Source organism: Paraburkholderia sp. (genome assembly GCF_049581445.1).
Classification (GTDB): domain Bacteria; phylum Pseudomonadota; class Gammaproteobacteria; order Burkholderiales; family Burkholderiaceae; genus Paraburkholderia.
Window position 1 is genome coordinate 1 of record NZ_JBAURZ010000212.1, and the last position, 22,090, is coordinate 22,090.

At 61.8% G+C, this 22,090-nt stretch carries 25 protein-coding genes, 1 tRNA gene and 1 riboswitch; of the genes, 15 read left to right on the forward strand and 11 right to left on the reverse strand.

Going from position 1 to position 22,090, the window contains the following annotated elements:
- Positions 1–252 precede the first annotated feature (252 nt).
- Complete coding sequence (locus WCA85_RS18400) at positions 253–1,419, forward strand: MFS transporter (RefSeq protein ID WP_424066310.1); 1,167 nt, start codon at positions 253–255, stop codon at positions 1,417–1,419.
- A 191-nt stretch (positions 1,420–1,610) separates the two neighbouring features.
- Here WCA85_RS18400 and fahA read toward each other — a convergent pair whose 3' ends face one another.
- Positions 1,611–2,915 carry a fumarylacetoacetase gene (gene fahA / locus WCA85_RS18405; protein WP_424066311.1) on the reverse strand — a complete coding sequence of 435 codons (1,305 nt, stop codon included), beginning with the start codon at positions 2,913–2,915 and terminating at the stop codon, positions 1,611–1,613.
- Positions 2,912–4,288: a homogentisate 1,2-dioxygenase gene (hmgA, locus tag WCA85_RS18410; RefSeq protein WP_424066312.1), complete on the reverse strand. Its 1,377-nt coding sequence runs from the start codon at positions 4,286–4,288 to the stop codon at positions 2,912–2,914. The genes fahA and hmgA overlap by 4 nt, the downstream gene beginning before the upstream one ends.
- A 296-nt stretch (positions 4,289–4,584) precedes the next feature.
- Here hmgA and WCA85_RS18415 point away from each other — a divergent pair, with 296 nt between their 5' ends.
- Positions 4,585–5,409: an EAL domain-containing protein gene (locus WCA85_RS18415; protein ID WP_424066313.1), complete on the forward strand. Its 825-nt coding sequence runs from the start codon at positions 4,585–4,587 to the stop codon at positions 5,407–5,409.
- A 66-nt stretch (positions 5,410–5,475) separates the two neighbouring features.
- Here WCA85_RS18415 and WCA85_RS18420 read toward each other — a convergent pair whose 3' ends face one another.
- Complete coding sequence (locus tag WCA85_RS18420; protein WP_424066314.1) at positions 5,476–6,261, reverse strand: IclR family transcriptional regulator; 786 nt, start codon at positions 6,259–6,261, stop codon at positions 5,476–5,478.
- A 115-nt stretch (positions 6,262–6,376) separates the two neighbouring features.
- On the opposite strand from WCA85_RS18420, the gene WCA85_RS18425 reads away from it, so the two are divergent.
- Positions 6,377–7,567 (forward strand): acyl-CoA dehydrogenase, encoded by a 1,191-nt coding sequence (locus WCA85_RS18425; RefSeq protein WP_424066315.1) that lies wholly within the window; start codon positions 6,377–6,379, stop codon positions 7,565–7,567.
- A 146-nt stretch (positions 7,568–7,713) separates the two neighbouring features.
- Here WCA85_RS18425 and WCA85_RS18430 read toward each other — a convergent pair whose 3' ends face one another.
- Positions 7,714–8,352 carry a peroxiredoxin gene (locus tag WCA85_RS18430; RefSeq protein ID WP_424066316.1) on the reverse strand — a complete coding sequence of 213 codons (639 nt, stop codon included), beginning with the start codon at positions 8,350–8,352 and terminating at the stop codon, positions 7,714–7,716.
- A 364-nt stretch (positions 8,353–8,716) separates the two neighbouring features.
- Here WCA85_RS18430 and WCA85_RS18435 point away from each other — a divergent pair, with 364 nt between their 5' ends.
- The 3 genes from WCA85_RS18435 to WCA85_RS18445 all read left to right on the forward strand — a co-directional run bounded on the left by WCA85_RS18435 (position 8,717) and on the right by WCA85_RS18445 (position 10,072).
- Entirely contained in the window at positions 8,717–9,019 is a 303-nt protein-coding gene (locus WCA85_RS18435; RefSeq protein ID WP_424066317.1) for a DUF883 family protein, read from the forward strand.
- A 114-nt stretch (positions 9,020–9,133) separates the two neighbouring features.
- Positions 9,134–9,520: a phage holin family protein gene (locus WCA85_RS18440; protein ID WP_424066318.1), complete on the forward strand. Its 387-nt coding sequence runs from the start codon at positions 9,134–9,136 to the stop codon at positions 9,518–9,520.
- Between the two features lie 75 nt (positions 9,521–9,595).
- Positions 9,596–10,072 carry a DUF3318 domain-containing protein gene (locus tag WCA85_RS18445; protein WP_424066319.1) on the forward strand — a complete coding sequence of 159 codons (477 nt, stop codon included), beginning with the start codon at positions 9,596–9,598 and terminating at the stop codon, positions 10,070–10,072.
- Positions 10,073–10,100: 28 nt separating this feature from the next.
- Here WCA85_RS18445 and WCA85_RS18450 read toward each other — a convergent pair whose 3' ends face one another.
- From WCA85_RS18450 to glyA, 7 genes are all read right to left on the reverse strand, one after another.
- A complete protein-coding gene (locus tag WCA85_RS18450) occupies positions 10,101–10,529 on the reverse strand; it encodes a type IV pilin protein (protein WP_424066320.1) in 429 nt (142 codons plus the stop codon).
- A 15-nt stretch (positions 10,530–10,544) separates the two neighbouring features.
- Entirely contained in the window at positions 10,545–11,027 is a 483-nt protein-coding gene (locus tag WCA85_RS18455) for a pilus assembly PilX family protein (RefSeq protein ID WP_424066321.1), read from the reverse strand.
- A gap of 128 nt (positions 11,028–11,155) precedes the next feature.
- Positions 11,156–11,971, reverse strand: a complete 816-nt coding sequence (locus tag WCA85_RS18460) for a PilW family protein (RefSeq protein WP_424066322.1) — start codon at positions 11,969–11,971, stop codon at positions 11,156–11,158.
- Positions 11,968–12,393 (reverse strand): type IV pilus modification PilV family protein, encoded by a 426-nt coding sequence (locus tag WCA85_RS18465; protein WP_424066323.1) that lies wholly within the window; start codon positions 12,391–12,393, stop codon positions 11,968–11,970. The genes WCA85_RS18460 and WCA85_RS18465 overlap by 4 nt, the downstream gene beginning before the upstream one ends.
- On the reverse strand, positions 12,390–12,956 hold the full coding sequence (locus tag WCA85_RS18470; RefSeq protein WP_424066324.1) for a GspH/FimT family pseudopilin: 567 nt from the start codon (positions 12,954–12,956) through the stop codon (positions 12,390–12,392). The genes WCA85_RS18465 and WCA85_RS18470 overlap by 4 nt, the downstream gene beginning before the upstream one ends.
- Before the next feature lie 150 nt (positions 12,957–13,106).
- Entirely contained in the window at positions 13,107–13,589 is a 483-nt protein-coding gene (gene nrdR / locus WCA85_RS18475) for a transcriptional regulator NrdR (RefSeq protein ID WP_424066325.1), read from the reverse strand.
- Positions 13,590–13,595: 6 nt separating this feature from the next.
- Positions 13,596–14,843 carry a serine hydroxymethyltransferase gene (gene glyA, locus WCA85_RS18480; RefSeq protein WP_424066326.1) on the reverse strand — a complete coding sequence of 416 codons (1,248 nt, stop codon included), beginning with the start codon at positions 14,841–14,843 and terminating at the stop codon, positions 13,596–13,598.
- A gap of 175 nt (positions 14,844–15,018) precedes the next feature.
- A riboswitch (ZMP/ZTP riboswitch) is annotated at positions 15,019–15,118 on the reverse strand.
- Positions 15,119–15,439: 321 nt separating this feature from the next.
- Here glyA and ydfG point away from each other — a divergent pair.
- The 9 genes from ydfG (at position 15,440) to WCA85_RS18525 (ending at position 21,981) form a co-directional block, all read left to right on the forward strand.
- Positions 15,440–16,186, forward strand: coding sequence for a bifunctional NADP-dependent 3-hydroxy acid dehydrogenase/3-hydroxypropionate dehydrogenase YdfG (gene ydfG, locus WCA85_RS18485; RefSeq protein WP_424066327.1), 747 nt, complete (start codon positions 15,440–15,442; stop codon positions 16,184–16,186).
- Between the two features lie 57 nt (positions 16,187–16,243).
- Complete coding sequence (ybgC, locus tag WCA85_RS18490; protein ID WP_424066338.1) at positions 16,244–16,726, forward strand: tol-pal system-associated acyl-CoA thioesterase; 483 nt, start codon at positions 16,244–16,246, stop codon at positions 16,724–16,726.
- 154 nt (positions 16,727–16,880) lie between these two features.
- Positions 16,881–17,558, forward strand: a complete 678-nt coding sequence (tolQ, locus tag WCA85_RS18495) for a protein TolQ (protein ID WP_074265790.1) — start codon at positions 16,881–16,883, stop codon at positions 17,556–17,558.
- Between the two features lie 9 nt (positions 17,559–17,567).
- On the forward strand, positions 17,568–18,020 hold the full coding sequence (tolR, locus tag WCA85_RS18500; protein ID WP_424066328.1) for a protein TolR: 453 nt from the start codon (positions 17,568–17,570) through the stop codon (positions 18,018–18,020).
- Positions 18,017–19,024, forward strand: coding sequence for a cell envelope integrity protein TolA (gene tolA / locus WCA85_RS18505; RefSeq protein ID WP_424066329.1), 1,008 nt, complete (start codon positions 18,017–18,019; stop codon positions 19,022–19,024). The genes tolR and tolA overlap by 4 nt, the downstream gene beginning before the upstream one ends.
- 114 nt (positions 19,025–19,138) lie before the next feature.
- Positions 19,139–20,431, forward strand: coding sequence for a Tol-Pal system beta propeller repeat protein TolB (gene tolB / locus WCA85_RS18510; RefSeq protein ID WP_424066330.1), 1,293 nt, complete (start codon positions 19,139–19,141; stop codon positions 20,429–20,431).
- A gap of 35 nt (positions 20,432–20,466) precedes the next feature.
- The gene (pal, locus tag WCA85_RS18515; protein ID WP_424066331.1) at positions 20,467–20,973 is read left to right on the forward strand and encodes a peptidoglycan-associated lipoprotein Pal; all 507 of its coding nucleotides are present in this window, start codon (positions 20,467–20,469) and stop codon (positions 20,971–20,973) included.
- 15 nt (positions 20,974–20,988) lie between these two features.
- The gene (ybgF, locus tag WCA85_RS18520; RefSeq protein ID WP_424066332.1) at positions 20,989–21,738 is read left to right on the forward strand and encodes a tol-pal system protein YbgF; all 750 of its coding nucleotides are present in this window, start codon (positions 20,989–20,991) and stop codon (positions 21,736–21,738) included.
- Between the two features lie 167 nt (positions 21,739–21,905).
- Positions 21,906–21,981 (forward strand) — tRNA-Lys (locus WCA85_RS18525).
- Positions 21,982–22,090: the final 109 nt, after the last annotated feature.

Here is a 22,090-nt window from a genome sequence, read left to right on the forward strand (position 1 = left end):
CGCCGGGGCGGCCCGCTTCGCCGCAGGCGCGGGACGACACGGCGACGCGCTGGAACCAGGCGCGGCTTGAGCGTCCTGTTCACGAGTGATTCAGCGAAAAACAACACCTTGTGGAGTGGCCAGCAACGTCGTTTTGGCTTAGGTACAATCCCCTACTTGTTTGCCCTCTGAAAGGCGCACGCGCTCTCGTCCCGAAGTGCGCGCCTGCCACGCGTTGCGTCGCGTGAAATCCGGTTGCGATCTCTCCTCATCATGCCTTTGCCCCTGCTTGCCCTTGCCGTTGCCGCGTTTGGAATCGGTACCAGCGAATTCGTCATCATGGGGCTGCTGCCCGACGTCGCACGCGATCTGGCCGTGTCGATTCCGGCTGCGGGCATGCTGGTGTCGGCCTACGCGCTGGGCGTGACGATCGGGGCGCCGATTGTCGCGATCGCCGTGGCGAACATGCCACGCAAGAAAGCGTTGATGAGCCTGATCGGGGTGTTCATCGTCGGCAATCTTCTGTGTGCCATTGCGCCGAACTATGCCGTGCTGATGGCGGCGCGCATCGTCACCGCGTTCTGCCATGGCGCGTTCTTCGGCATCGGCTCCGTGGTCGCGGCCGGTCTGGTCGCGCCGAACCGGCGTGCGCAAGCCATCGCCCTGATGTTCACCGGCCTCACGCTCGCCAATGTGCTCGGCGTGCCCTTGGGTACCGCGCTCGGTCAGGCGGTCGGCTGGCGCTCGACCTTCTGGGCCGTGACTGGCATTGGCGTGCTGGCCGCCGCTGTGCTGGCCGCTTGTTTGCCCGCGAAGATCGAGATGCAAAAAGCGAGTCTCCTGCACGAGTTCACCGTGCTGAAAAACCCGCAGGTATTGATGGTGCTCGGTATCAGCGTGCTGGCTTCCACCAGCCTCTTTTCCACCTTCACCTATATCACGCCCATCCTCGAAGACGTGACCGGCTTCACGCCGCATGCGGTCACGCTCGTGCTGCTGCTGTTCGGCCTTGGTCTGACAGTAGGCAGCACGCTCGGCGGCAAGCTCGCGGATTGGCGTCTGATGCCGTCGCTGCTGGCGTTCCTGCTTGCCATCGTCGTTGTTCTCACCATCTTCGCCGGCACGATGCACTCTGCCGTGCCCGCGATGGCCACCATCTTTGCCTGGGGCGTGCTTGCGTTCGCCATCGTGCCGCCGCTGCAGATGCTGATCGTCGATCGCGCAAGCCATGCGCCGAATCTCGCCTCGACGCTCAATCAAGGCGCCTTCAACCTTGGCAATGCAACCGGCGCGTGGCTTGGTGGCATGGCCATTGGCGCGGGTGCGCCGCTTACCACGTTGCCGTGGGTCGGCGTCGCCGCTGCCGTGTGTGCATTGGGTCTGACGCTGTGGTCAGTGTCGCTGGAACGCCGCACGCAGCGCATGGCTGTAGCGGGCTGAGTTGGCGGGCTAGTTTGGCGAGCCGCCTTGGCGGCCTAGTTTTGCGGGCTGACTTGGCGAGCCAGGTCGGCGGGCGGGCTTGGTGGGTTAATTCGGCCGCCTACCCCGGCCGCCGGATACTGCCGAATCATCACCGTCGCAATGAAAGCGCGGCAGGCCGCCCGCAAGCAAGGGCCGAGCCGCCTCCCCGCTCACTTTTGCGCCGGCAGGATCTCACCCGCACACGTGCCGAACCCCACCCGATACCCTTCCCCCTGGCACCAGCCCGAGAGTGTCAATTCATCACCGTCTTCGATGAAAGTACGGGTTCCGCCTTCTGTCAGTTCGAGCGGCCTTTTGCCGTTCCATGTCGATTCGAGCAGGCTGCCGAACGAATCTTCGCTCGGACCGCTGATCGTCCCTGAACCCATCAGGTCACCCACCCGCGTGTTGCAGCCGGACACCGTGTGATGCGCGAGTTGCTGCGCCATTGTCCAGTACATGTGACGGAAGTTGGTGCGTGCGATGGTGCTCGCCTGCCCTGCGTGCTGGGGACGAAGTCTGACTTCCAGTGAAATATCGAAGGCGTGTGCGCCGTCATGGCGCAGATACGCCAGCGGCTGCGGATCCTGCACCGGTTGAGCGACGCGAAACGGTTCGAGCGCGTCGAGCGTGACGATCCACGGCGAAATGGTGGTCGCGAAACTCTTCGCGTTGAACGGCCCGAGCGGCACGTATTCCCATTGCTGGATGTCGCGCGCGCTCCAGTCGTTCAGCAGGACCATGCCGAAGATGTGCTGATCGGCGTCGGCGCATGCAATCGGCTCACCGAGTTGGTTGCCCCGTCCGATGATGAAACCGGTTTCGAGTTCGATATCCAGCTTGCGGCACGCGCCGAACACCGGACGCTCCTGATCGGGCAGCTTGAGTTGACCGTTCGGACGCCGCACTGGCGTACCACTCACCACCACAGACGAAGCCCGCCCGTTGTAGCCGATTGGCATCTCCGACCAGTTCGGCAGCAGCGCATTCTTGGGATCGCGAAACATCGAACCGACGTTCGTGGCGTGCTCCTTCGATGAGTAGAAATCGGTGTAGCCGGGAATCTGCACCGGCAGATGTAAGGTCGCGTCAGCCGCGCGAACCAGCGCGCGCTCGCGCATGGCTGCATCGTCGCGCAGAGTGGCGGTATCGCGTTCGAGAAGCTGGCTCAACTGGATACGCACCGAGCGCCACGTTTCTCGGCCAAGCGCGATGAAGTCGTTGAGCGTGTCGCGGGCGAATACGTCGCCAGCGGCCGACGGCAAGCGCAGCAGCCCCGCGCCGTGCAGCACCGACAGATCGAGGATGCTCTCGCCAATCGCCACGCCCACCCGCCGCGCAGCATTGCGCGCATCGCCGAAAATGCCGAACGGCAGGTTCTGGATTGAAAAATCGCAATCAGGCTGGTTGGCCGCTTCGACCCAGCTTCTGCGTGACGCATCGAGCGTCGCCTGGAGTTCGTTCGTCGGATTCATCGTTGCTCCGGGTTGAAGTGCTTCTTGAGACCTTGCCAGCACTCGTAGTAATGCGCCTGCAATTGCGCGGTTTCCAGCGCAAAACGGGTCGGTTTGATCAGCGTGCGGGTTTCAAACATGAAGGCCATGGTGTCGCCCACCTTGCTGGGTTTCGAGGTGTCGCTGTGTGAGGCCCTCTCGAAGGTCTCCGCATCCGGCCCGTGTCCCGACATGCAGTTGTGCAGACTGGCCCCGCCCGGCACGAAGCCCTCCGCTTTCGCATCGTAGACGCCGTGCACGAGGCCCATGAATTCGCTCGCCACGTTGCGGTGAAACCAGGGCGGCCGGAAGGTATCTTCCGCGGCCAGCCAGCGCGGCGGGAAAATAACGAAGTCGATCGAGTCGACCCCCGGCGTGTCGCTTTGCGATTGCAGCACGAGGAAGATGGACGGATCGGGATGGTCGAAGCTGATCGAACCAATCGTGTTGAAACGGCGCAGGTCGTATTTGCAGGGCGCGTAATTGCCGTGCCATGCGACCACGTCGAGCGGCGAATGCCCAATGTCCGCGCGCCAGAGATTGCCGTTCATCTTCGCCACCAGTTCGAACGCGCCTTCGCGGTCCTCGTATGCGGCGTGCGGTGTGAGAAAGTCACGCGGATTAGCGAGCCCGTTGGAACCGATCGGGCCGAGTTCGGGCAAGCGCAGCAAAGCGCCAAAGTTCTCGCAGATATACCCCCGCGCCTGGCCGTCCGGCAGCGTCACGGCAAAGCGTACGCCTCGCGGAATCACCGCGATCTCAAACGGCTCGACGGTGAGATGTCCGAGTTCGGTCGCGATCTGCAAACGGCCCTCCTGCGGCACGATCAGCAGTTCGCCGTCGGCGGTGTAGAAGAAGCGGTCCTGCATCGAACGGTTGGCGGCGTACAGATGGATCGCGCAGCCGTTCATCGATTCAGCCGAGCCGTTGCCGGCCATCGTCACCCAACCGTCGATGAAATCGGTCGCCTTTGTGGGCATCGGCAGCGCATCCCAGCGCAACTGGTTCGGTGGGGTCGGCGGCACATCGTGAAAGTTCGCGACCAGACGGTGCGAAGGCAGCGGCGTAAACGGCTGATGCACCGCCGCCGGGCGAATCCGGTAAAGCCAGGAACGGCGATTGTGGCCGCGCGGCGCGGTGAACGCCGTGCCGGACAGTTGCTCCGCGTACAGTCCATAGGACACCCGCTGCGGTGAGTTGCGGCCTTGAGGCAACGCGCCGGGCAAGGCTTCGGTGGCGAACTCGTTGGCGAAGCCGCTTTGATAGCCAGGTTCGATTTCGCGCCGTGCGCTGGCCGCTGGACTCACGCTGGAGTCTGCCCCGCTGCTCGCCGGTTGCTGCGTCATGCTTTTCATCCAATCCTCCATTGATCCTTTCTGCATCGGTGCGCAGCGCTCCGCAGCACCCCGCTGGACGTGGGCCCGCGCATCGTCCGCCGAATACTGATCCACCGCTGCTGCGATGTTTCGATTTACGAATAGTAAAACCAATTATGGATTGTGAAAATAGCGTTAACCCTGGCGCATACGTATGATCCCCAATATGGTTATCTCTATTTTGTTCATGTGACGGCAAGCGAGACTGCTACCATCGATGAATGCGGCCAAGCGCCGCGCTCCGATGCGCGAACGACGCGCCACGACATTTATCCATGATCCCGCAGACCGTTCCCCAACTCGTGGCCCGAGCCGCCGAACATCCATTTCTCGGCGAACATCTGGCGTTGGGCGAAGGCATCTACCACGACAGTGCAATCGCTCATTTCGATGGTTTCGACCTGGCGAGCACCTACGAGCCGATCTTCGACATCAGCGTGCACGCGCTGGCCCAATCGCTCTCGTCGGCGCCGGAGAGCGTCGACCGTTTCGGTGATGAGCTGGGTTTTCAGGCGGTGACACGGCGCCTGGACGGCGAACCGTTCGATCCGTTCGACCGTATCGAGGACGACCCGGAACTGGTCGCACTGGACCGCATGTCGCGCGCGCTGCATGCGATCAATTTCTTCGGCACGCAACGTCATGGCCTGCTGTTTCTACGGGTCCATGAGCGTTTGCTGAAGAGCGTGAAGTACGACCACGGGCGGCATTTCTCGAGCGTGCTGCTCTCGTTCGGACTGAATCCATCGCGCATTGTGATCGAGTTGCCGTCTGCGGCAGTGGCGCATCGCACCTTTCTCGGTTATCTGACCAAGAGCTATCAGCGCTACGGATTCAAGGTAGCGGGGAATCTCCCCAACGCCGGACAGATTCTGTCCGTGTCCGATATGGCGCGACTGGACTTCATCAAGATGGATGCCGGTCTCGCGCTGCGCGACGCGATGGTCAAGCCGCTGGTGGGCTATGCAAACCGGTTGCGGATACCGTTGATCTTCAACAAGGTGGCCAGCGAAACGCAGTTCGACTTGCTACAGCAATACGACGTGAGATTTGTGCAAGGTCCGCTGTTTGACGTGCATAGCCACGACGGCGCGGTTTAACGCCACTTGAGGCAAGCACGTTCTTGCCCTGCCCACGCGCCGCTGTGCGCTTCATGTGGCTGAGGTTCAGCCGGTGTCGCCCAGTCGGCGCGCGAGCGCCTTCAGACGTGGCGCGACCTTCTCGCGAAACACCACTTCCCCCATCGACGACGCCGGGCCGCTGCAACTGAGCACCAGCCAGCGTCCGTCGCGCGACTCACGAAACGGCACGGCGACCGCGTTCACATCGCCGTGCCAGTCGCGAAACGAATAGCAGCAGCGTTCCCCTGCGAACGCCGCGATTTCCTGCTGAGCCGCAGCGACCAGCGCCGGCCCCTCCGTGCCCGCGGCCTTTTCCAGCTCCGCCATCAGCGACATGCGCACATCGAGCGACTGCACCGCCAGATATGCGCGCCCCATGGAACTCGTCAGCATGGACAGCTTCGATCCGGACGCCAGTCCGAGCGTCAACGCGGTTTCGCTGCGAATCGTCTCCAGATAGATCATGTCGAGCCCGTCGCGGCATCCCAGTGACACGGCCGCCCCGACCTCGCGCGCGAACGTCCGCATGTGCGGGCGAGCAAGTTCGAGGGTGTCGGTGCCGGACAGCAATGCGAAGCCGAGTGACAACACTCCGGCGTCGAGCGCATATTTGCCAAGCGTCTCGTCCAGACGCAAATACCCGAGCACCGTCAGCGTATAGGCAAGACGGTTGACGGTGGCCTTGGGCAGGCCCGTGCGTTCGACGAAATCGCGATTGCCGAGCATGGTCTCGCCGGGCCGGAATGCGCGTAGCAAATCAAGACCGCGCGCGAGCGCGACGACGAATTTGCGCTCGTCGAGCGGATCGAGGGGAGTAGATGCAGGCGTCATAGGGTGCTACACTCAGATCTTATTTGCAAAACATTGTTTCGCATAGCGGAACACAAGTCAAGTGATTTGCTTCAGATCACACGTCACACGAGATTCGATTCAGGAGATACGCACCATGGCCGACGCCGCGCAGTTTCACTGGGAAGACCCGCTGTTGCTCGATCAGCAGCTCACGGAAGAAGAACGCATGGTGCGCGACGCTGCGTCGGCCTATGCGCAGGACAAGCTCCAGCCGCGTGTGCTGGAGGCATTCCGTCACGAGAAGACCGACATTGAGATCTTCCGCGAGATGGGTGAACTCGGCCTGCTTGGCCCGACCATTCCTGAACAATACGGCGGCCCCGGCCTCAACTACGTCGCCTACGGGCTGATCGCACGCGAAGTCGAGCGTGTCGATTCCGGCTACCGGTCGATGATGTCGGTGCAGTCGTCACTGGTGATGGTGCCGATCTACGAATTCGGCTCGGACGCGCAAAAGGACAAGTACCTGCCGAAGCTCGTCACCGGCGAGTGGATCGGCTGCTTCGGCCTGACCGAACCGAACCACGGCTCCGATCCGGGCAGCATGGTCACGCGAGCTAAAAAGGTCGACGGTGGCTACTCGCTGTCGGGCTCGAAGATGTGGATCACCAACTCGCCGATCGCTGATGTGTTCGTGGTCTGGGCCAAGCTAGAGGAAGACGGCAAGGACGCGATTCGCGGCTTCATCCTCGAAAAGGGCTGGAAGGGCCTGTCCGCGCCGACCATTCACAGCAAGGTGGGCCTGCGCGCGTCGATCACCGGCGAGATCGTGATGGACGAAGTGTTCGTGCCGCAAGAGAACATGCTGCCGAAGGTGAGCGGCCTCAAAGGCCCGTTCACCTGCCTGAATTCGGCGCGCTACGGGATTGCATGGGGCGCACTCGGCGCTGCCGAAGCCTGCTGGCATACCGCGCGCCAATATGTGCTGGACCGCAAGCAGTTCGGCCGGCCGCTCGCCGCCAACCAGTTGATCCAGAAGAAGCTCGCCGACATGCAAACCGAAATCACGCTCGGCCTGCAAGGCGTGCTGCGCCTTGGCCGCATGAAGGACGAAGGCACCGCCGCGGTCGAGATCACCTCGATCATGAAGCGCAACTCGTGCGGCAAATCGCTTGAGATCGCGCGGCTCGCGCGCGACATGCTGGGCGGCAACGGCATCTCCGATGAGTTCGGTATTGCGCGCCACCTGGTGAACCTTGAAGTCGTCAATACGTACGAAGGCACCCACGACATCCACGCGCTGATCCTCGGCCGCGCGCAAACGGGTATTCAGGCGTTTTTCTGAGCGCGTTTTCTGTACGCTAATAGACAAACCCCATGGCCCATTAAGGCGCCGTGGGGTTTGCTCTGCTACCGTGTTTTTGTCAAAAGCCAATCGCCTGCGATTGGCTTTTTTCGTGGCCGCTATTGAAGGGCCCCTGAAGCCGGCGCTTACTTGTTCGGCTGCGGCGTCATGCGAAGGTAAGGACGCAGTGCCTTGTAGCCCTTCGGGAATTTCTGCTTGATCAGCTCTTCATCCTTCAGCGACGGCACGATCACCACATCGTCACCCTGCTTCCAGTTGCCGGGCGTGGCGACCTGGTAGTTGTCGGTGAGCTGAAGCGAATCGATAACGCGCAGCACCTCGTCGAAGTTACGCCCGGTGCTGGCCGGATAGGTGATCGTGAGACGCACCTTCTTCTTCGGATCGATCACGAACAGCGAGCGCACCGTGAGGGTCTCGTTCGCATTCGGATGGATCATGTCATAAAGCTCCGAAACCTTGCGGTCGCCATCGGCAAGAATCGGAAAGCCGACGCTGGCGGCCTGCGTCTCGTTGATGTCCTTGATCCACTCCTTATGCGATTCCGCGTTATCTACCGACAGCGCAATCGTCTTCACATTGCGCTTTTCGAATTCGCTGGCCAGCTTTGCCGTCAAGCCGAGTTCCGTCGTACAAACGGGCGTGAAGTCTGCCGGATGCGAAAACAGAACGCCCCAGCTATCGCCCAGCCACTCGTGAAACTTGATGTGACCAATGCTCGACTCCTGCTCGAAATCCGGCGCGATATCGCCAAGACGCAAACTCATGATCCCTCTCCTTGATGTGTGCGGCTGAGCCGCTCGGGGCACCTGCCCGCGGGTTCACCAATTTAGAGCATACGGGAGCAGACGTACACCCTGAACAAACTTCGCGTCACATCTTTATGAGTTTTTGTAATTTTGTTCAGAATGGAGGAAACTTTACGGGACAGATCAACTCAATCAAAATCGTGCTCAAGAATTGATTGGCCGGACCGGTTGAACGCCTAGACTCGAGATAGGCCGGGAACGCTTCATGCGGTGATCCACGCATGTCGATTGGTTTGCAGCGCGGTGCCCGGTGTATCGCGCTCGCCACCGGCCGTTTCTTTGGTTACGATTCACGCGTGACGTAACAAGATGGGAGCTGTCAATGTCGGAAGTCAATAAGGAGAGATTGATGTCGGATATCAAAACCGTCCTCGCGGACGCTGAGGACCTGCTGAAACAGGCCGCGAGCGCCACCGGCGAACGCGCTTCCGAACTGCGTGAAACGGCGCTCTCGCGCCTGAAACAGGCCAAGGACAAGGCGGCCGACGTGCAAGTGGTCGTGGTCGAGAAAGGCAAGAAGGCGGCGCGTGCAACGGATGACTATGTGCACGAGCATCCGTGGGCCTCGATCGGCATCGCTGCGGGCGTCGGCGTACTGGTTGGCCTGCTGATCAATCGCAAGTAACAACGGCTGGCAGAGCCGGATGTATTTGCCGGCTTGCCACTGATTCGGGTTGACCGGTGCGCGTTTGGCCGGTCGGCTTCCTCTGGCGCATCTCACGCGCAACGCGCTCACGTCATGACGATCGAAACGCAATCGCAGCGCGCGGATCACAGTCCATTGCGCCGCATCTTCAGTTCCGTCTTTGCCATCCTGCAAACGCGGCTCGAACTGATCGGCATCGAACTGGCCGAGGAAAAAGACCGCCTGCTTGGCGTGCTGTTTCTCGGACTCGCGGCCATGATGCTCGCGACAATGGCTCTGATCGCGCTTACGGCGCTCGTCGCCATCGCCTTCTGGGACACGTACCGTTGGCAGGCGCTAGCCGGCATTACCGTGGTCTATGCAATCGCGGCGCTGGTCTGTGCGCTCAAAGCGCGTAGCGGCCTGGTGAATTCGCCCATTATCTTTGAAGCCACGCTGGCCGAATTCGAGAAAGACCGCGATATTTTTCGCAAACCATGAACGCGGTCTGGCGGCGCCGGTAGGCGCCGCTTGCACTGCCGTTCCCCTTCCCCTCCACCCTGCCGCCGACACGTCATGAGCACAAGCCATTCGGATCACGCCTTTCGCAGCAAGCGCCCGCCCTCCCGCGATCTGAGCGCGCCGCATCTGCGCGCGCTGCGCAAGGAACTGCTGATGGTGCGCGCGGATGTCGAGCGTATGGAGCTTGCCCAGGCTACGGTGGATCTGCGCCAGGCCGTCACGCATTTCAGTTGGCTCAAATTCCTCGTACCGGGATTCGGCGGAATGCGCTGGGGTAAAGCGCGAGGCGCGGGCGCCGGGGTTGGCGCCTTGCTCAAGGAATACCCGCTGATCAGCTCGATTGCTTCGCTACTGCTTGCCAAGCCGTTGCGGGCCACGGTCGCGGCAGGAGCGAAGCCTGTGCTCAAATGGGGCAGCCTGGGACTGGCTGCGTGGGAAGCCTATCGCATCTGGCAACAGATGAAGAACGAGTCACGTGGCGCCGCCAAGGACCAGCCCGCGACAGGCGATAGCGGGTCGAGCGGGTATTGAGGTTTCTTCGGCAGCGCCGATCCATAACCTACCTCGCGTTCCAGCAAGCTTGCGGGTCGTCCACCGCAGACCCATCCCCAGCGCGATTCGATCGCGAGCCGGTCGCATCCAGCACGAAGCTGCCGCATCCGTCGTCGCGCATCGGCCCTGACTCGAGCGGGCGCGCTTCCACCGCGTAACCTCCGTTTGCATCGTCGGCAGGCAATGCGCGCAGCTTATAGACGGCCGTGCCGAAAGGCGGAGCCTGATCGAGGCCTGCGGGTAACGGGCTCGCGTCGCCAGGCGCCCCTGCCTCGATAAACTGCGCCGCCCGATAAAGCGCCGATGCGGCATCAACGCGATGCGAACGCGCAACCTGGCTGCGATATGACGGAACCGCGTACATAGCCAGGATCGCGGCGATGGCGAGGGCAATAACCAGTTCGAGCAACGTGAACGCTGACGTATGGGGCTTCATATGTGCGCACCTTCTTCAGAAGGGCCGCGCAGCGACGCGCCGCCAATGCTGCTCAACCGCCTCGCCGTCAAGAACCAGCTCCATTTGCACCCACGCCAGCGATTCCCGTGTGCGGCCGAAACCTCGTGCGGTCAGTAGATAAGCACGGGCGTCGGGGCGTGCCGCCAAACGCCATCCTTCCACGAGACACTGCGGCGGCAAAATCGAGCCGGGCCATTGTGCGGCCGGAGTCAATGCGCCTGCCGTGAAGACCGGTTCGAGCTTCCAGCCAACCGGCTCTACGCTTGAAATGGACGTGACTGGCGCAGCGCCGGCCATGACGATACGCGCGCACAACTTGAGTGCTGAGTCGGCGGCGTGAAAGGCCTGGAAAGCATCACGCAGATTGGTTGCACTGCGCGTCGCCACCAGTGTCGCCTCGAACCAGGCGGCCGAGGTGGTTAGCATCATCGAAGAGATGAGCAGTACGACTGGCAGCGCCGCGCCGCGCAGATGCATTGCGGGCTTGCGGGGGCGTGCGGGGCGGGGCTTTGCCTGAGCACTTGCTCGGCAATTTGCCGCACGGTCCGCGACCCAACAGGCCCACCATCCCGACACACGGCAGTCGCGCGTTTCGCGGCATGCCTTCACGACACATTCCCCTCGTTGTTTCGGATCGCCACGCGTCGCCAGAACGCCTCCCGCGCACGCAAATCCGTGCCCATCACGCTAGCACCGTCGCAATCCACGTAGCGAGAGCGGCGACCCTGCGGCGCTCCCCGCACCAGCACACACAGATCGACCGCGACGACATTGGCCCACTGCGTGGCCCCCAGCGCCGAGGCATCCAGCGCTGTCTGCGCACCCGCTAGCCAATACCTGATACGCAACCGTTCGATCCCTTCCACCATAGGTTGTGCGGAACCTGCTTTTCCGTTCCCGTCGCAATACAACTCCGGCTCGCCGGTCGAGCCACTAGGCTTTGCATAGAAGCGGTTGACGATCAACACGCCGCCCGCGCCCGTCGATGCATTAACCGTACTCACCGCCTGGCCGAGGCAATCCGTTGATTGCCCTGTGGCGGACGTCCAGGTCGACACGTTATCGCCAACGTAGCGAATCGCGATGCCGTCCGAACGGCCTGACAGTGCTTCGCAAGCGGGACTTTCGTCGGCGCCGGTTGGCCGTGCGGCCGAGCATCCGAACAGGGTCGGCCGCGGTTGCGCTTGCGGCGCGTCAACCGGAACGAACCCGGCCATCTGAACTTGCTGGCCAATCAGCGTTAGCGCGGTCAAACCGGCATCGCGAATCCGGATCGCATCATCCGCACGCCCGAAAGCGGTCCGTTGTGATCGGTAAAGGGATATCGCACCGGTGGTCACCACAAGACCGAGAGCCAGGGCGATGATCAGTTCAACCAGGGTATGGCCGCATCGGCGGGATAGAAACGTACGTTGGTTCATTGCGCGAACGCCATTGCAATGCAGGCCATACCGGCGGGTAACACCGCGTCGCCACAAGACTCGGGGTTGTCGATACCCCCGGCCGGACGCGGCAGATTGCTCACCGCCGACCACGTAACGCGGGCGAACGAGACCCCGCCGCCGCGTTCGCTGATCGTCGCTTCGCCCTGCGGTAAGAGACTTGCTGCGCGTGCTTTCCATTGCCGCAACGCGGCATCGCCGCCCGCTGGCGCGCGCGAGGCTTCAGTCACCGCGTCGGCCACCAGGACAGCGTGTTCCCGCAGCGCAGCCGCGCGTGCCTCACGCGCTATCCACAACTGAGCAGCGATCAGGCCGAGGGCCGTGATTGCCATCAGGGCAACCGCGAGCATCACCTCGATCAGCGACACTCCGCGTAGCCATCTCAGACGTGCCGGGCTCATGATGCCGCTCCACAGGCGCCGTCAGAAATGCGCGGGCGGCCGCCTGCCGCGATACGGATGCAGCGCTGCCAGGATTGCCCTTGCGTGGCACGGGAAACGAAGTGTGGCGCGATATCGAAGCTACGGAAGCTGCCGATCAACTGCCCCGCAGGCGGCGTGAAAGTGAGATTCGTCTGCGTGCCAGCAATGCTGACCGCAGCCAGTTCAGCGTGGGCGCGCAACACGGTAGAAGAACCGCCGCGCTCCACCAGCACCGCCCACCCGCACGACCAGTCCGCCAAACCGCTACGGCAAGCCTGCCCCGCCGGAAGACAGTGGCGCGCCGCATCCACGCGGCACAGCGTCACCCGGGCACCGCGATTGACCGCTTCACTACGTGCATAGGAAAGCGTGGAGAAGAGCGCACGGGCACGCGCATCCACCTGATCGCGCACATGCCAGGCAACGAACGAGGGCGTTGCCATAACAGCGACCACGGCAAGAATCGCCACTGTTACGAGTGTTTCGATCAGCGTGAACCCGCGGCGACAGCCCAACAAAACAGCATCCCGTTTCATCTGCATTCCTTAGTTTCGGAAGAATGCAGACAATTTACTCAGGCGAAGCTTGCTCGACAATTGGCCGAACAGCCAGGTAGCGGCGCGCGCCGTCCCTCGCGACAATGCGAGCGTAACGGAAACAGCAAGAGGGTAAAAATGCTAGTGCGCGAACAATTAGCGCTTGCGGGAAGGCTTGGGTGGCGCAGCCGCGCGACGGAATTCTTCGATCACGTCTTCGAATTCCGACACGTCTTCAAAGCGCCGGTACACCGACGCAAATCGCACATAGGCGATGGTATCCAGCTCGCGCAACTCGTGCATGACGAGCTCGCCAAGGCGCTCGCTGCGCACCTCGCGCTCGCCGCTGCCGAGCAACTGGTATTCGATACGGGCAACCGCCGCGTCAATCGCATCTGCAGCAACCGGGCGCTTTCTCAGCGCCAGTTGCATGCTCGCGACAATCTTGCGGCGATCGAATTCGGTGCGGCTGCCATCCTTCTTGACGACCGACGGCAACGCCAGCTCGACCCGCTCATACGTCGTAAAACGTTTGTCGCAGGCCGGGCAGCGGCGGCGCCGGCGAATCGCGGCGCCGTCCTCGGATACGCGGGAATCCACAACCTGCGTATCGTCATGCCGGCAGAAGGGGCAGCGCATCGTTGCTTACTTGTAGACCGGGAAGCGCTGCGTCAGCTCGGCAACCTGGGCGCGCACGCGCTCGATCGTCGCTGCGTCTTCCGGGTTGTCCAGCACGTCCGCGATCAGGTTGCCTACCTGCTCCGCTTCCTTCACGCCGAAACCGCGCGTGGTCATGGCGGGCGAACCGAGACGCACGCCGCTCGTGACGAACGGCTTTTCCGGGTCGTTCGGAATGGCGTTCTTGTTGACGGTGATGTGCGCTGCGCCGAGCGCCGCTTCAGCTGCCTTGCCGGTGATCTTCTTGGCGCGCAGGTCGACCAGCATCACGTGGCTTTCAGTACGGCCCGAAACGATACGCAAACCGCGCTTCACCAGCGTTTCCGCCAGCACGCGAGCGTTGTCCGCGACCTTTTGCTGGTATTCCTTGAATTCCGGCGACAGCGCTTCCTTGAACGCAACGGCCTTGCCGGCAATCACGTGCATCAGCGGACCACCCTGGATGCCCGGGAAAATCGCCGAGTTGATCTGCTTCTCGAACTCCGCCTTCATCAGGATCACGCCGCCGCGCGGGCCGCGCAGGCTCTTGTGGGTCGTGGTGGTGACGAAATCGGCATGCGGTACCGGGTTCGGGTAGACACCCGCTGCGATCAGACCGGCGTAGTGCGCCATGTCGACCATGAAGTACGCACCGACCGACTTGGCGATCTTCGAGAAACGTTCGAAGTCGATGCGCAGCGCGAATGCCGAAGCACCCGCCACGATCAGCTTCGGCTTGTGTTCCTGAGCGAGCTTTTCAGCCGCATCGTAGTCGATGTCTTCCGCTTCGTTCAGGCCGTAGCTGACGACGTTGAACCACTTGCCCGACATGTTGACGGGCGAGCCGTGCGTCAGGTGACCGCCGTGGGCAAGGCTCATGCCCATGATCGTGTCGCCCGGCTTGAGCATGGCGAAAAACACACCCTGGTTGGCCTGCGAACCCGAGTTCGGCTGCACGTTCGCCGCTTCAGCGCCGAAGATCTGCTTCACACGGTCGATAGCGAGCTGCTCGACGATGTCGACATACTCGCAGCCGCCGTAGTAGCGCTTGCCCGGATAACCTTCGGCGTACTTGTTGGTCAGTTGCGAACCTTGGGCGGCCATGACGGCCGGGCTCGTGTAGTTTTCCGACGCGATCAGTTCGATGTGATCTTCCTGACGGCGGTTTTCCAGTTCGATCGCCTTCCAGAGTTCGGGATCGACGTTGGCGATGGTGCTTTGGGCTCTGTCAAACATACGGGTTCCGTTGAGTGTGTTCAGGTTGACCGGATCGTGCGCCGAACTTCGTGCAGAAAGCGTAGTGGGTACGCGGCGCTGCTGGCGGCTGGGCCAGCCCTGACGTGGCGGGTAAAGATGCGCCGCACACGCGAGGCAGGACAGCCACCAGCGGCGCAATTGACTGCGCGCGGATCACGGCTGCCCAGGCGAACGGCAAAACGGCACCCTGCGCTTCACGGTGGGTCGCTCCACCTTGAACCTGTTTGGTTCTATCGCCAGTCACGCAGGGATGAGCGCGTTAGTGTATTGGAACCGCCTGGAATAGGCAACCGGCGCGCGGGCAGCCCGGAATTCATGGCAAAGCCCGGTATGGCCGGGATCACGGATGCACACAAAAGTCTGACGAAAGCGCTGACCCGACGCTTGCCGGAGCGGTTTTCGGCGACATCTTGCGGGGCTCTCCCGGTTTCATTCATGCACGAGTTCGTCGCGTGAGCGCCCATGCGGGAGCAGCCCGCCTCAAAGTCCTCACTTGGGAACAAGGCCATTCTTGCCGCAGCGCCGCATTGCAAGTAGTCTTGCCAGCTTTCTCACTTTCCCACCAGGAACCCGCAATGATCGTGTTCGTCACCGGGGCGTCCGCAGGATTTGGCGCCGCCATCGCCCGTGCCTTCGTCAAGGGCGGCCATCGGGTCGTCGCCACTGCGCGCCGCAAGGACCGCCTGCAGGCACTCGCCGACGAACTGGGCGACGCGCTGCTGCCGTTCGAGCTGGATGTACGTGACCGCGCCGCCGTCGCCGCTGCGCCTGGCGCGCTGCCGGACGGCTTTGCCGCCATTGATGTGCTGGTCAACAACGCTGGCCTCGCTCTCGGTCTCGAGCCTGCTCAACGTGCGAACCTCGACGACTGGCAAACCATGATTGACACGAACTGCACCGGGCTCGTCCAGGTCACGCATGCCCTGCTGCCCGGTATGGTCGAGCGCAAGCGTGGGCACGTGTTCAACATCGGTTCGGCCGCAGGCAACTGGCCATACGCGGGCGGCAACGTGTACGGCGCCACCAAGGCATTCGTGCGCCAGTTCAGCCTGAACCTGCGCGCGGATCTCGCCGGCACGCCATTACGCGTGACCGACGTCGAGCCCGGCCTGTGTGCCGGAACGGAGTTTTCGAACGTGCGCTTCCGGGGCGACGACGCAAAGGCGGCGAACGTCTATCAGAACGTGCAGGCGCTTACGCCTGAAGACATCGCCGACACGATCTACTGGACCGCCACGCGCCCGGCACATGTGAACGTCAATACGATCGAGCTGATGCCCGTCGCACAGTCGTTCTCGCCGTTATCGGTTCATCGCGGCTAGTCGTTCTCGCGCTTCGCATACCCCTGGAAATTACCCCAAGGTGTGCGTTCCGGTAAAATGCGCCGCATGAATATGTCCCCAAGCAGTCCCGGCAGCGCAATCGGCTTTACGTGGCCGATTCGCGTGTACTACGAAGATACGGATGCAGGCGGCATCGTTTTTTACGCGAACTACCTGAAATTCTTCGAACGCGCCCGCACAGAGTGGCTGCGCTCATGTGGAATCGAGCAGGAAACCCTCGCGAACGAAACGGGCTCCATTTTCATCGTGCGCAGCACCGCGGTCGACTATCGCGCGCCTGCCCGGCTTGACGATGTGATCCAGGTGATCAGCCGGACTGAACGAATTGGCCGCGCGTCGGTCGATTTCTCCCAGGAGGCGTGGCGTGACGGCACGCTGCTTGCTACCGGGACCATTCGGGTCGGCTGCGTCGACCGGGTTGCACTGCGTCCGGCAGCGATTCCCGCACCGGTCCTTGCCGCACTGCGGCGCGGAGCGCACACGGGAACTGTGTCAAGCGTGTCAACGGACAACGGCTAAACACCGTTGTTACGAGGCCAGTGAACTCGTATCGATCAAGCAACACAAAGCATGGTTCGGCCCATGGTTCACCGAAGCTTCCTGTTTCCAAACGAGAAGCTTCGACAAACCTTGCAGCCGGACGCCCCCTTACGGGACGTTACAGCGAACCTATATGAACACTACACAAGATCTGTCGATCATTTCCCTCGTTCTTAATGCGAGCCTGCTGGCCCAGGCAGTGATGGCCCTGTTGCTGCTGCTGTCGTTGTTGTCGTGGACTTTCATCTTCCGCAAGTGGTTTGCGATCCGCCGCGCCCGCGCGCAAACTGAGCGTTTCGAACGCGACTTCTGGTCCGGTGGCGACCTGCAGGCGCTGTATCAAAGCGCTGCTAACAACCGCCATACGATCGGCGCGCTTGAGCGGATCTTCGAATCCGGCATGCGCGAATTCCTGAAGGGCAAGGAAAAGCGTCTGAACGACCCGGGCCTGATTCTCGACGGCGCCCGCCGCGCCATGCGCGCCGCTTTCCAGCGCGAAATGGACGTGCTGGAAGCCAACCTCGCCTTCCTTGCCTCGGTCGGTTCGGTCAGTCCGTATATCGGTCTGTTCGGTACGGTGTGGGGGATCATGAACGCGTTCCGCGGCCTCGCCAACGTTCAGCAAGCCACGCTCGCCAACGTCGCGCCCGGCATTGCCGAAGCGTTGACGGCGACGGCTATCGGTCTGTTTGCCGCTATCCCGGCAGTCGTTGCGTACAACCGTTACGCTCACGACATCGACCGTCTGGCGATCCGCTTCGAGACCTTCATCGAAGAGTTCTCGAACATCCTGCAGCGTCAGGCGCACTAAGGAGTCACCATGGCCGGTTCCTCAAGTCGCTCCTCCAGTATGCGTGGCGGCCGTTCGCGTCGCGCAATGGCCGATATCAACGTCGTGCCTTATATCGACGTGATGCTCGTGCTGCTCGTGATTTTTATGGTGACCGCGCCGCTCGTCGCACCGTCGATTGTCAATCTGCCCACGGTGGGCGGAGCCGCACCGCAGCAGCAAACGCCGCCGGTCGTCGTGAGCATTCGCGCGGATGGCAACATGAGCGTCAAGTACAAGGACGACAGTGGCGCGATGCAGCAGGAAAACATGAGCCGTGCGGATCTGAACAGCTTTGTCGTGGACCGCGAGCAATCGCATCCGGACCAGCCGGTCGTGATCGCTGCTGACAAAACAGTGAAATACGAAGCCGTGATGAACGTGATGTCGGACCTCAAGGCTCGCGGCGTCAAGCGCGTTGGGCTGCTCGTCAAATCGCAATGATCCGCAAGAATTCCGCCTACCCGATACGACCTCCGCGCGAACGCGGCACCTGGCGAGCCTTTGCGCTCGCCCTGGTGATGCACGTGCTGCTCGGGTTCTTCCTCTACCACGGCATTCATTGGCAAAACAGCACGCCGGCCGGCGCCGAAGCCGAGTTGTGGACCGAAGTTCCCGACGTGCCCACGCCGCGCCAGCCGCCTCCGCCACCTGCACCGGTCGCCCCTGCCCCGCCGCTGCCCGATGAGCAGGCCGATATTGCGCTGCAGGAAAAGAAACGTCAGCAACAGGAAGCGCAACGCCAGGCACAGCTAGCAGAACAGCAGCGCTTGCAGCAATTGCAGGCGCAACAAGCCGAAGCGAAACGCCAACAGCAACTGGCGGATCAGGCTGCGCAGCTTGCCGCCCAGAAAGCGGCTGCGTTGAAGCAGAAACAACAGCAGCAGCAAGCCGACAAGCTGAAGCAGCAACAATTGGCTGAGCAACAAAAGCAGGATCAGTTGAAGCAACAGCAGCTCGAGGACCAGCAGAAACAAGCCGACGCCGAGGCGCAGAAGAAGGCTGATGCGCAGAAGGCCGCGAAGGCCAAGGCGCAAGCAGATGCTGCGGCGCAAGCGAAGAAGGTCGACCAGGAACGCCGCGCTCGTCTCGCGCAGATGCAAGGCATGGCGGGCGGTGAAGGCTCGACTGGTAATGGGCTTGCGAAGAGCGGCACTGGCAGTGGTTCAGGTGGCACGGCGACGTCGCCGGGTTATTCGGACAAGGTCAGGCGGCAGGTGCGCCCGCACATTTCCTGGGCCGGAGCGACTGAGGGACTTGAAACTGTGGTCTCCGTCCATTGCGCGCCGTCCGGCACGCTGTTGGGCGCGACCGTCACGCATAGTAGTGGCAACCAGCAGTGGGATGATGCAGCGCTTCGGGCTGTGCAACTCACCGACCCGATGCCGGTCGACACAGATGGCAAGGCGCCGGCAAGCTTTTTGATCACCTTGCGGCCGGCAGGTTGACAGCAGTCTCCGCGCCCCGCCCAGCGGGCCGCACCCGGGAACGAATTGGAACATTCCGGGTCTGTCTGCTGTCGTAGCATGTTAGAAAACCGATTTTTTGGGAATCCATACAGCATGAGTTTGATGACGAAGCTAGGCCTGCGGACGTTAGTGGCGTCGTGCCTGATTGCAGCCGGTGGCGCTGCGCACGCACAACTCAATGTCCTCGTAACGGGCGTCGGGTCCACCCAGTTCCCCATCGCCACGGCGAATTTCGCCAACGAAGCGAGCTCACCGCAGCAGGTCAGCACAATCGTGCGACAGGACCTTCAGCGCAGCGGCAAATTCACTAACATCGACGCAGGCAGCGCGCCCGTGTCGGAAAACGATTCGGTCGACCTCGGCAGCTGGAAGGCCAAGGGTGCTAACGCGTTCGTCGCCGGTAGCGTGAACCGTCTGCCTAACGGCCAGTTTGAAGTGCGTTTCAAGCTCTACGACACCGTTAAGGGGGAGAGCCTCGGCGGCCTCGTGCTGGTCAGTCCGGAAAGCGGCCTGCGCATGAGCGCGCACAAGGTCGCGGACTACATCTATGCGAAGCTGCTAGGCGATCGCGGCGTGTTCGCCACACGTCTGTCGTATGTGATCAAGACCGGCAACCGCTACCAGTTGCAGATTTCCGATTCGGATGGCCAGGACGCGCATATTGCGCTGTCAAGCCCCGAGCCGATCATCTCGCCGGCCTGGTCGCCGGACGGCACGAAGGTCGCATACGTGTCGTTTGAAAAGAAGAAGCCGATCGTCTACATCCACGATCTGCCCACGGGCCGTCGTATTGTCGTATCGGACCAGAAGGGTAACAACAGCGCACCGGCGTGGTCGCCGGATGGACGCACGTTGGCTGTGGCGCTTTCGCGCACCGGCAACACGCAGATCTTCGCCGTCAATGCGGACGGCGGCGGCCTGCGTCGCCTGACACAAGGCACGTCCATCGATACCGAACCGGCCTACTCTCCTGACGGACAGACGATCTACTTCACCAGCGACCGGGGCGGTCAACCGCAGATCTACAAGATGTCGGCGCAGGGCGAAAGCGCAGGTGCGGCACAGCGCGTGACATTCTCGGGCAACTACAATACGAGCCCGCGTGTGAGCCCGGACGGCAAGCAGATCGCGTACATATCGCGCGTGGGTGGCGCCTTCAAGCTGTACATCCTCGACCTTCAGTCCGGTACGGCAACCGGGTTGACCGACACAACACATGACGAATCGCCGAGCTTCGCGGCGAATGGTCAGTACATTCTTTACGCCACACAGGTGAACGGCCGTGGCGTGTTGGCCGCAGTATCGACCGATGGTCGCACTCGGCAGGTCCTGTCCGTTCAGGGCGGCATCGTTCGCGAGCCGTCCTGGGGCCCGTTTATGCAATAAAGTTGATGCAATAACACACACTAGGAGAGTCACAAATGATGTCAAAATTTCGTATCGTATTCGCCGCATTGCTGGTCGGTGTACTCGCTGCATGTCATTCGGGCGTAAAGCTCGATGAGAGCAACAAGGGTGGTGCAGTTAGCACGCAACCGAACCCGAACGCAGTGGCCCAGGTCAACGTTGATGAGCTGAACGATCCGAACAGCCCGCTCGCCAAACGCAGCATCTACTTCGACTTTGACAGCTACTCGGTCAAGGACGACTATCAGTCGCTGCTGGCACAACACGCGCGTTACCTGAAGGCACACCCGGAACGTCACGTTCTGATCCAGGGCAACACCGACGAACGCGGCACGAGCGAGTACAACCTGGCACTGGGCCAGAAGCGTGCTGAAGCTGTGCGTCGCGCCCTGTCGCTGCTCGGCGTGCCGGATTCGCAAATGGAAGCCGTGAGCCTGGGCAAGGAAAAGCCGCTGGCAGACGGTCATGACGAAGCGTCGTGGGCACAAAACCGCCGCGCCGACCTCGTGTACCAACAGTAACGGATGATGAGCCGTATGACCCTTCGTTTCTCCTTGCTGCGCTTTGCCGCAGCCGCCTGTGTGGCAGGCTCGGCCTTGACGGCCGTGCCTGCGCACGCGGGCATGTTCGACGACGACCAGGCTCGTCAGGCGATTCTCGATCTTCGTACCAAGACCGATAGCCTGTCGAGCCAGCTCGCGGCCGCACAGCGCACCATCCTCGATCAGTCCAACCATCTCGACCAGCTGAACCAGCAGGTCGCAACGTTGCGCGGACAGAACGAGGACATGGCGAACCAGCTTGCCACGCTGCAGAAACAGCAGAAGGACTACTACACCGACCTCGATACGCGCCTCAAGAAGTTCGAGCCGCAACAACAGACGGTCGATGGAGTACAGGGCGAGGTCCAGCCGGGCGAAACGGATGCGTTCAATGCGGCTTCAACGCAGTTCCGCAACGGCGACTTCAAGAACGCGGCGGCTTCGTTCCGCAGCTTCATTTCCAAGTATCCACAGAGCCCTTATCAGCCGACCGCGCAGTACTGGCTCGGCAACGCGCTGTATGCATTGCGCGACTACAAGGGCTCGACGTCTACTTGGGAAGGCGTTGTGAAGAATTATCCGCAGCATCCGCGTGCGCCGGAAGCGCTGCTCGCGATTGCCAACAATCAACTCGAGCAAGGTCAGAAGGCCGCTGCAAAGAAGACCCTCGAGCAGATCGTCGCGCAATACGGCAGTTCGGATGTCGCGCAGTCGGCACAAAGCAAGTTGTCGCAAATCAAGTAGCCAAGCTGTTGACGTAACGCGCAGTGCCGAAGTAAAAGTCACGCGCGCCTCTCGCCGGGAAGCCCGGGGCAGTCCATGCCTCAGGCTTTTCGCTTTTTGGTCGCAAGCTTCGATACCGGTGGGTTGACAGCGTCCGACCAAAATCGATATAATTCCGCTTCTCTTTTGGGTCGTTAGCTCAGCTGGTAGAGCAGCGGACTTTTAATCCGTTGGTCACAGGTTCGAATCCCGTACGGCCTACCAAAAGATTCAAGGGCTTAGCGTTCGCGCTAGGCCCTTTCTATTTGTCCAACGCCCACAGCAAAAAACGACCAGGCTCGCGATAGGCACAGCGGAAAATAGCTGCCACGGA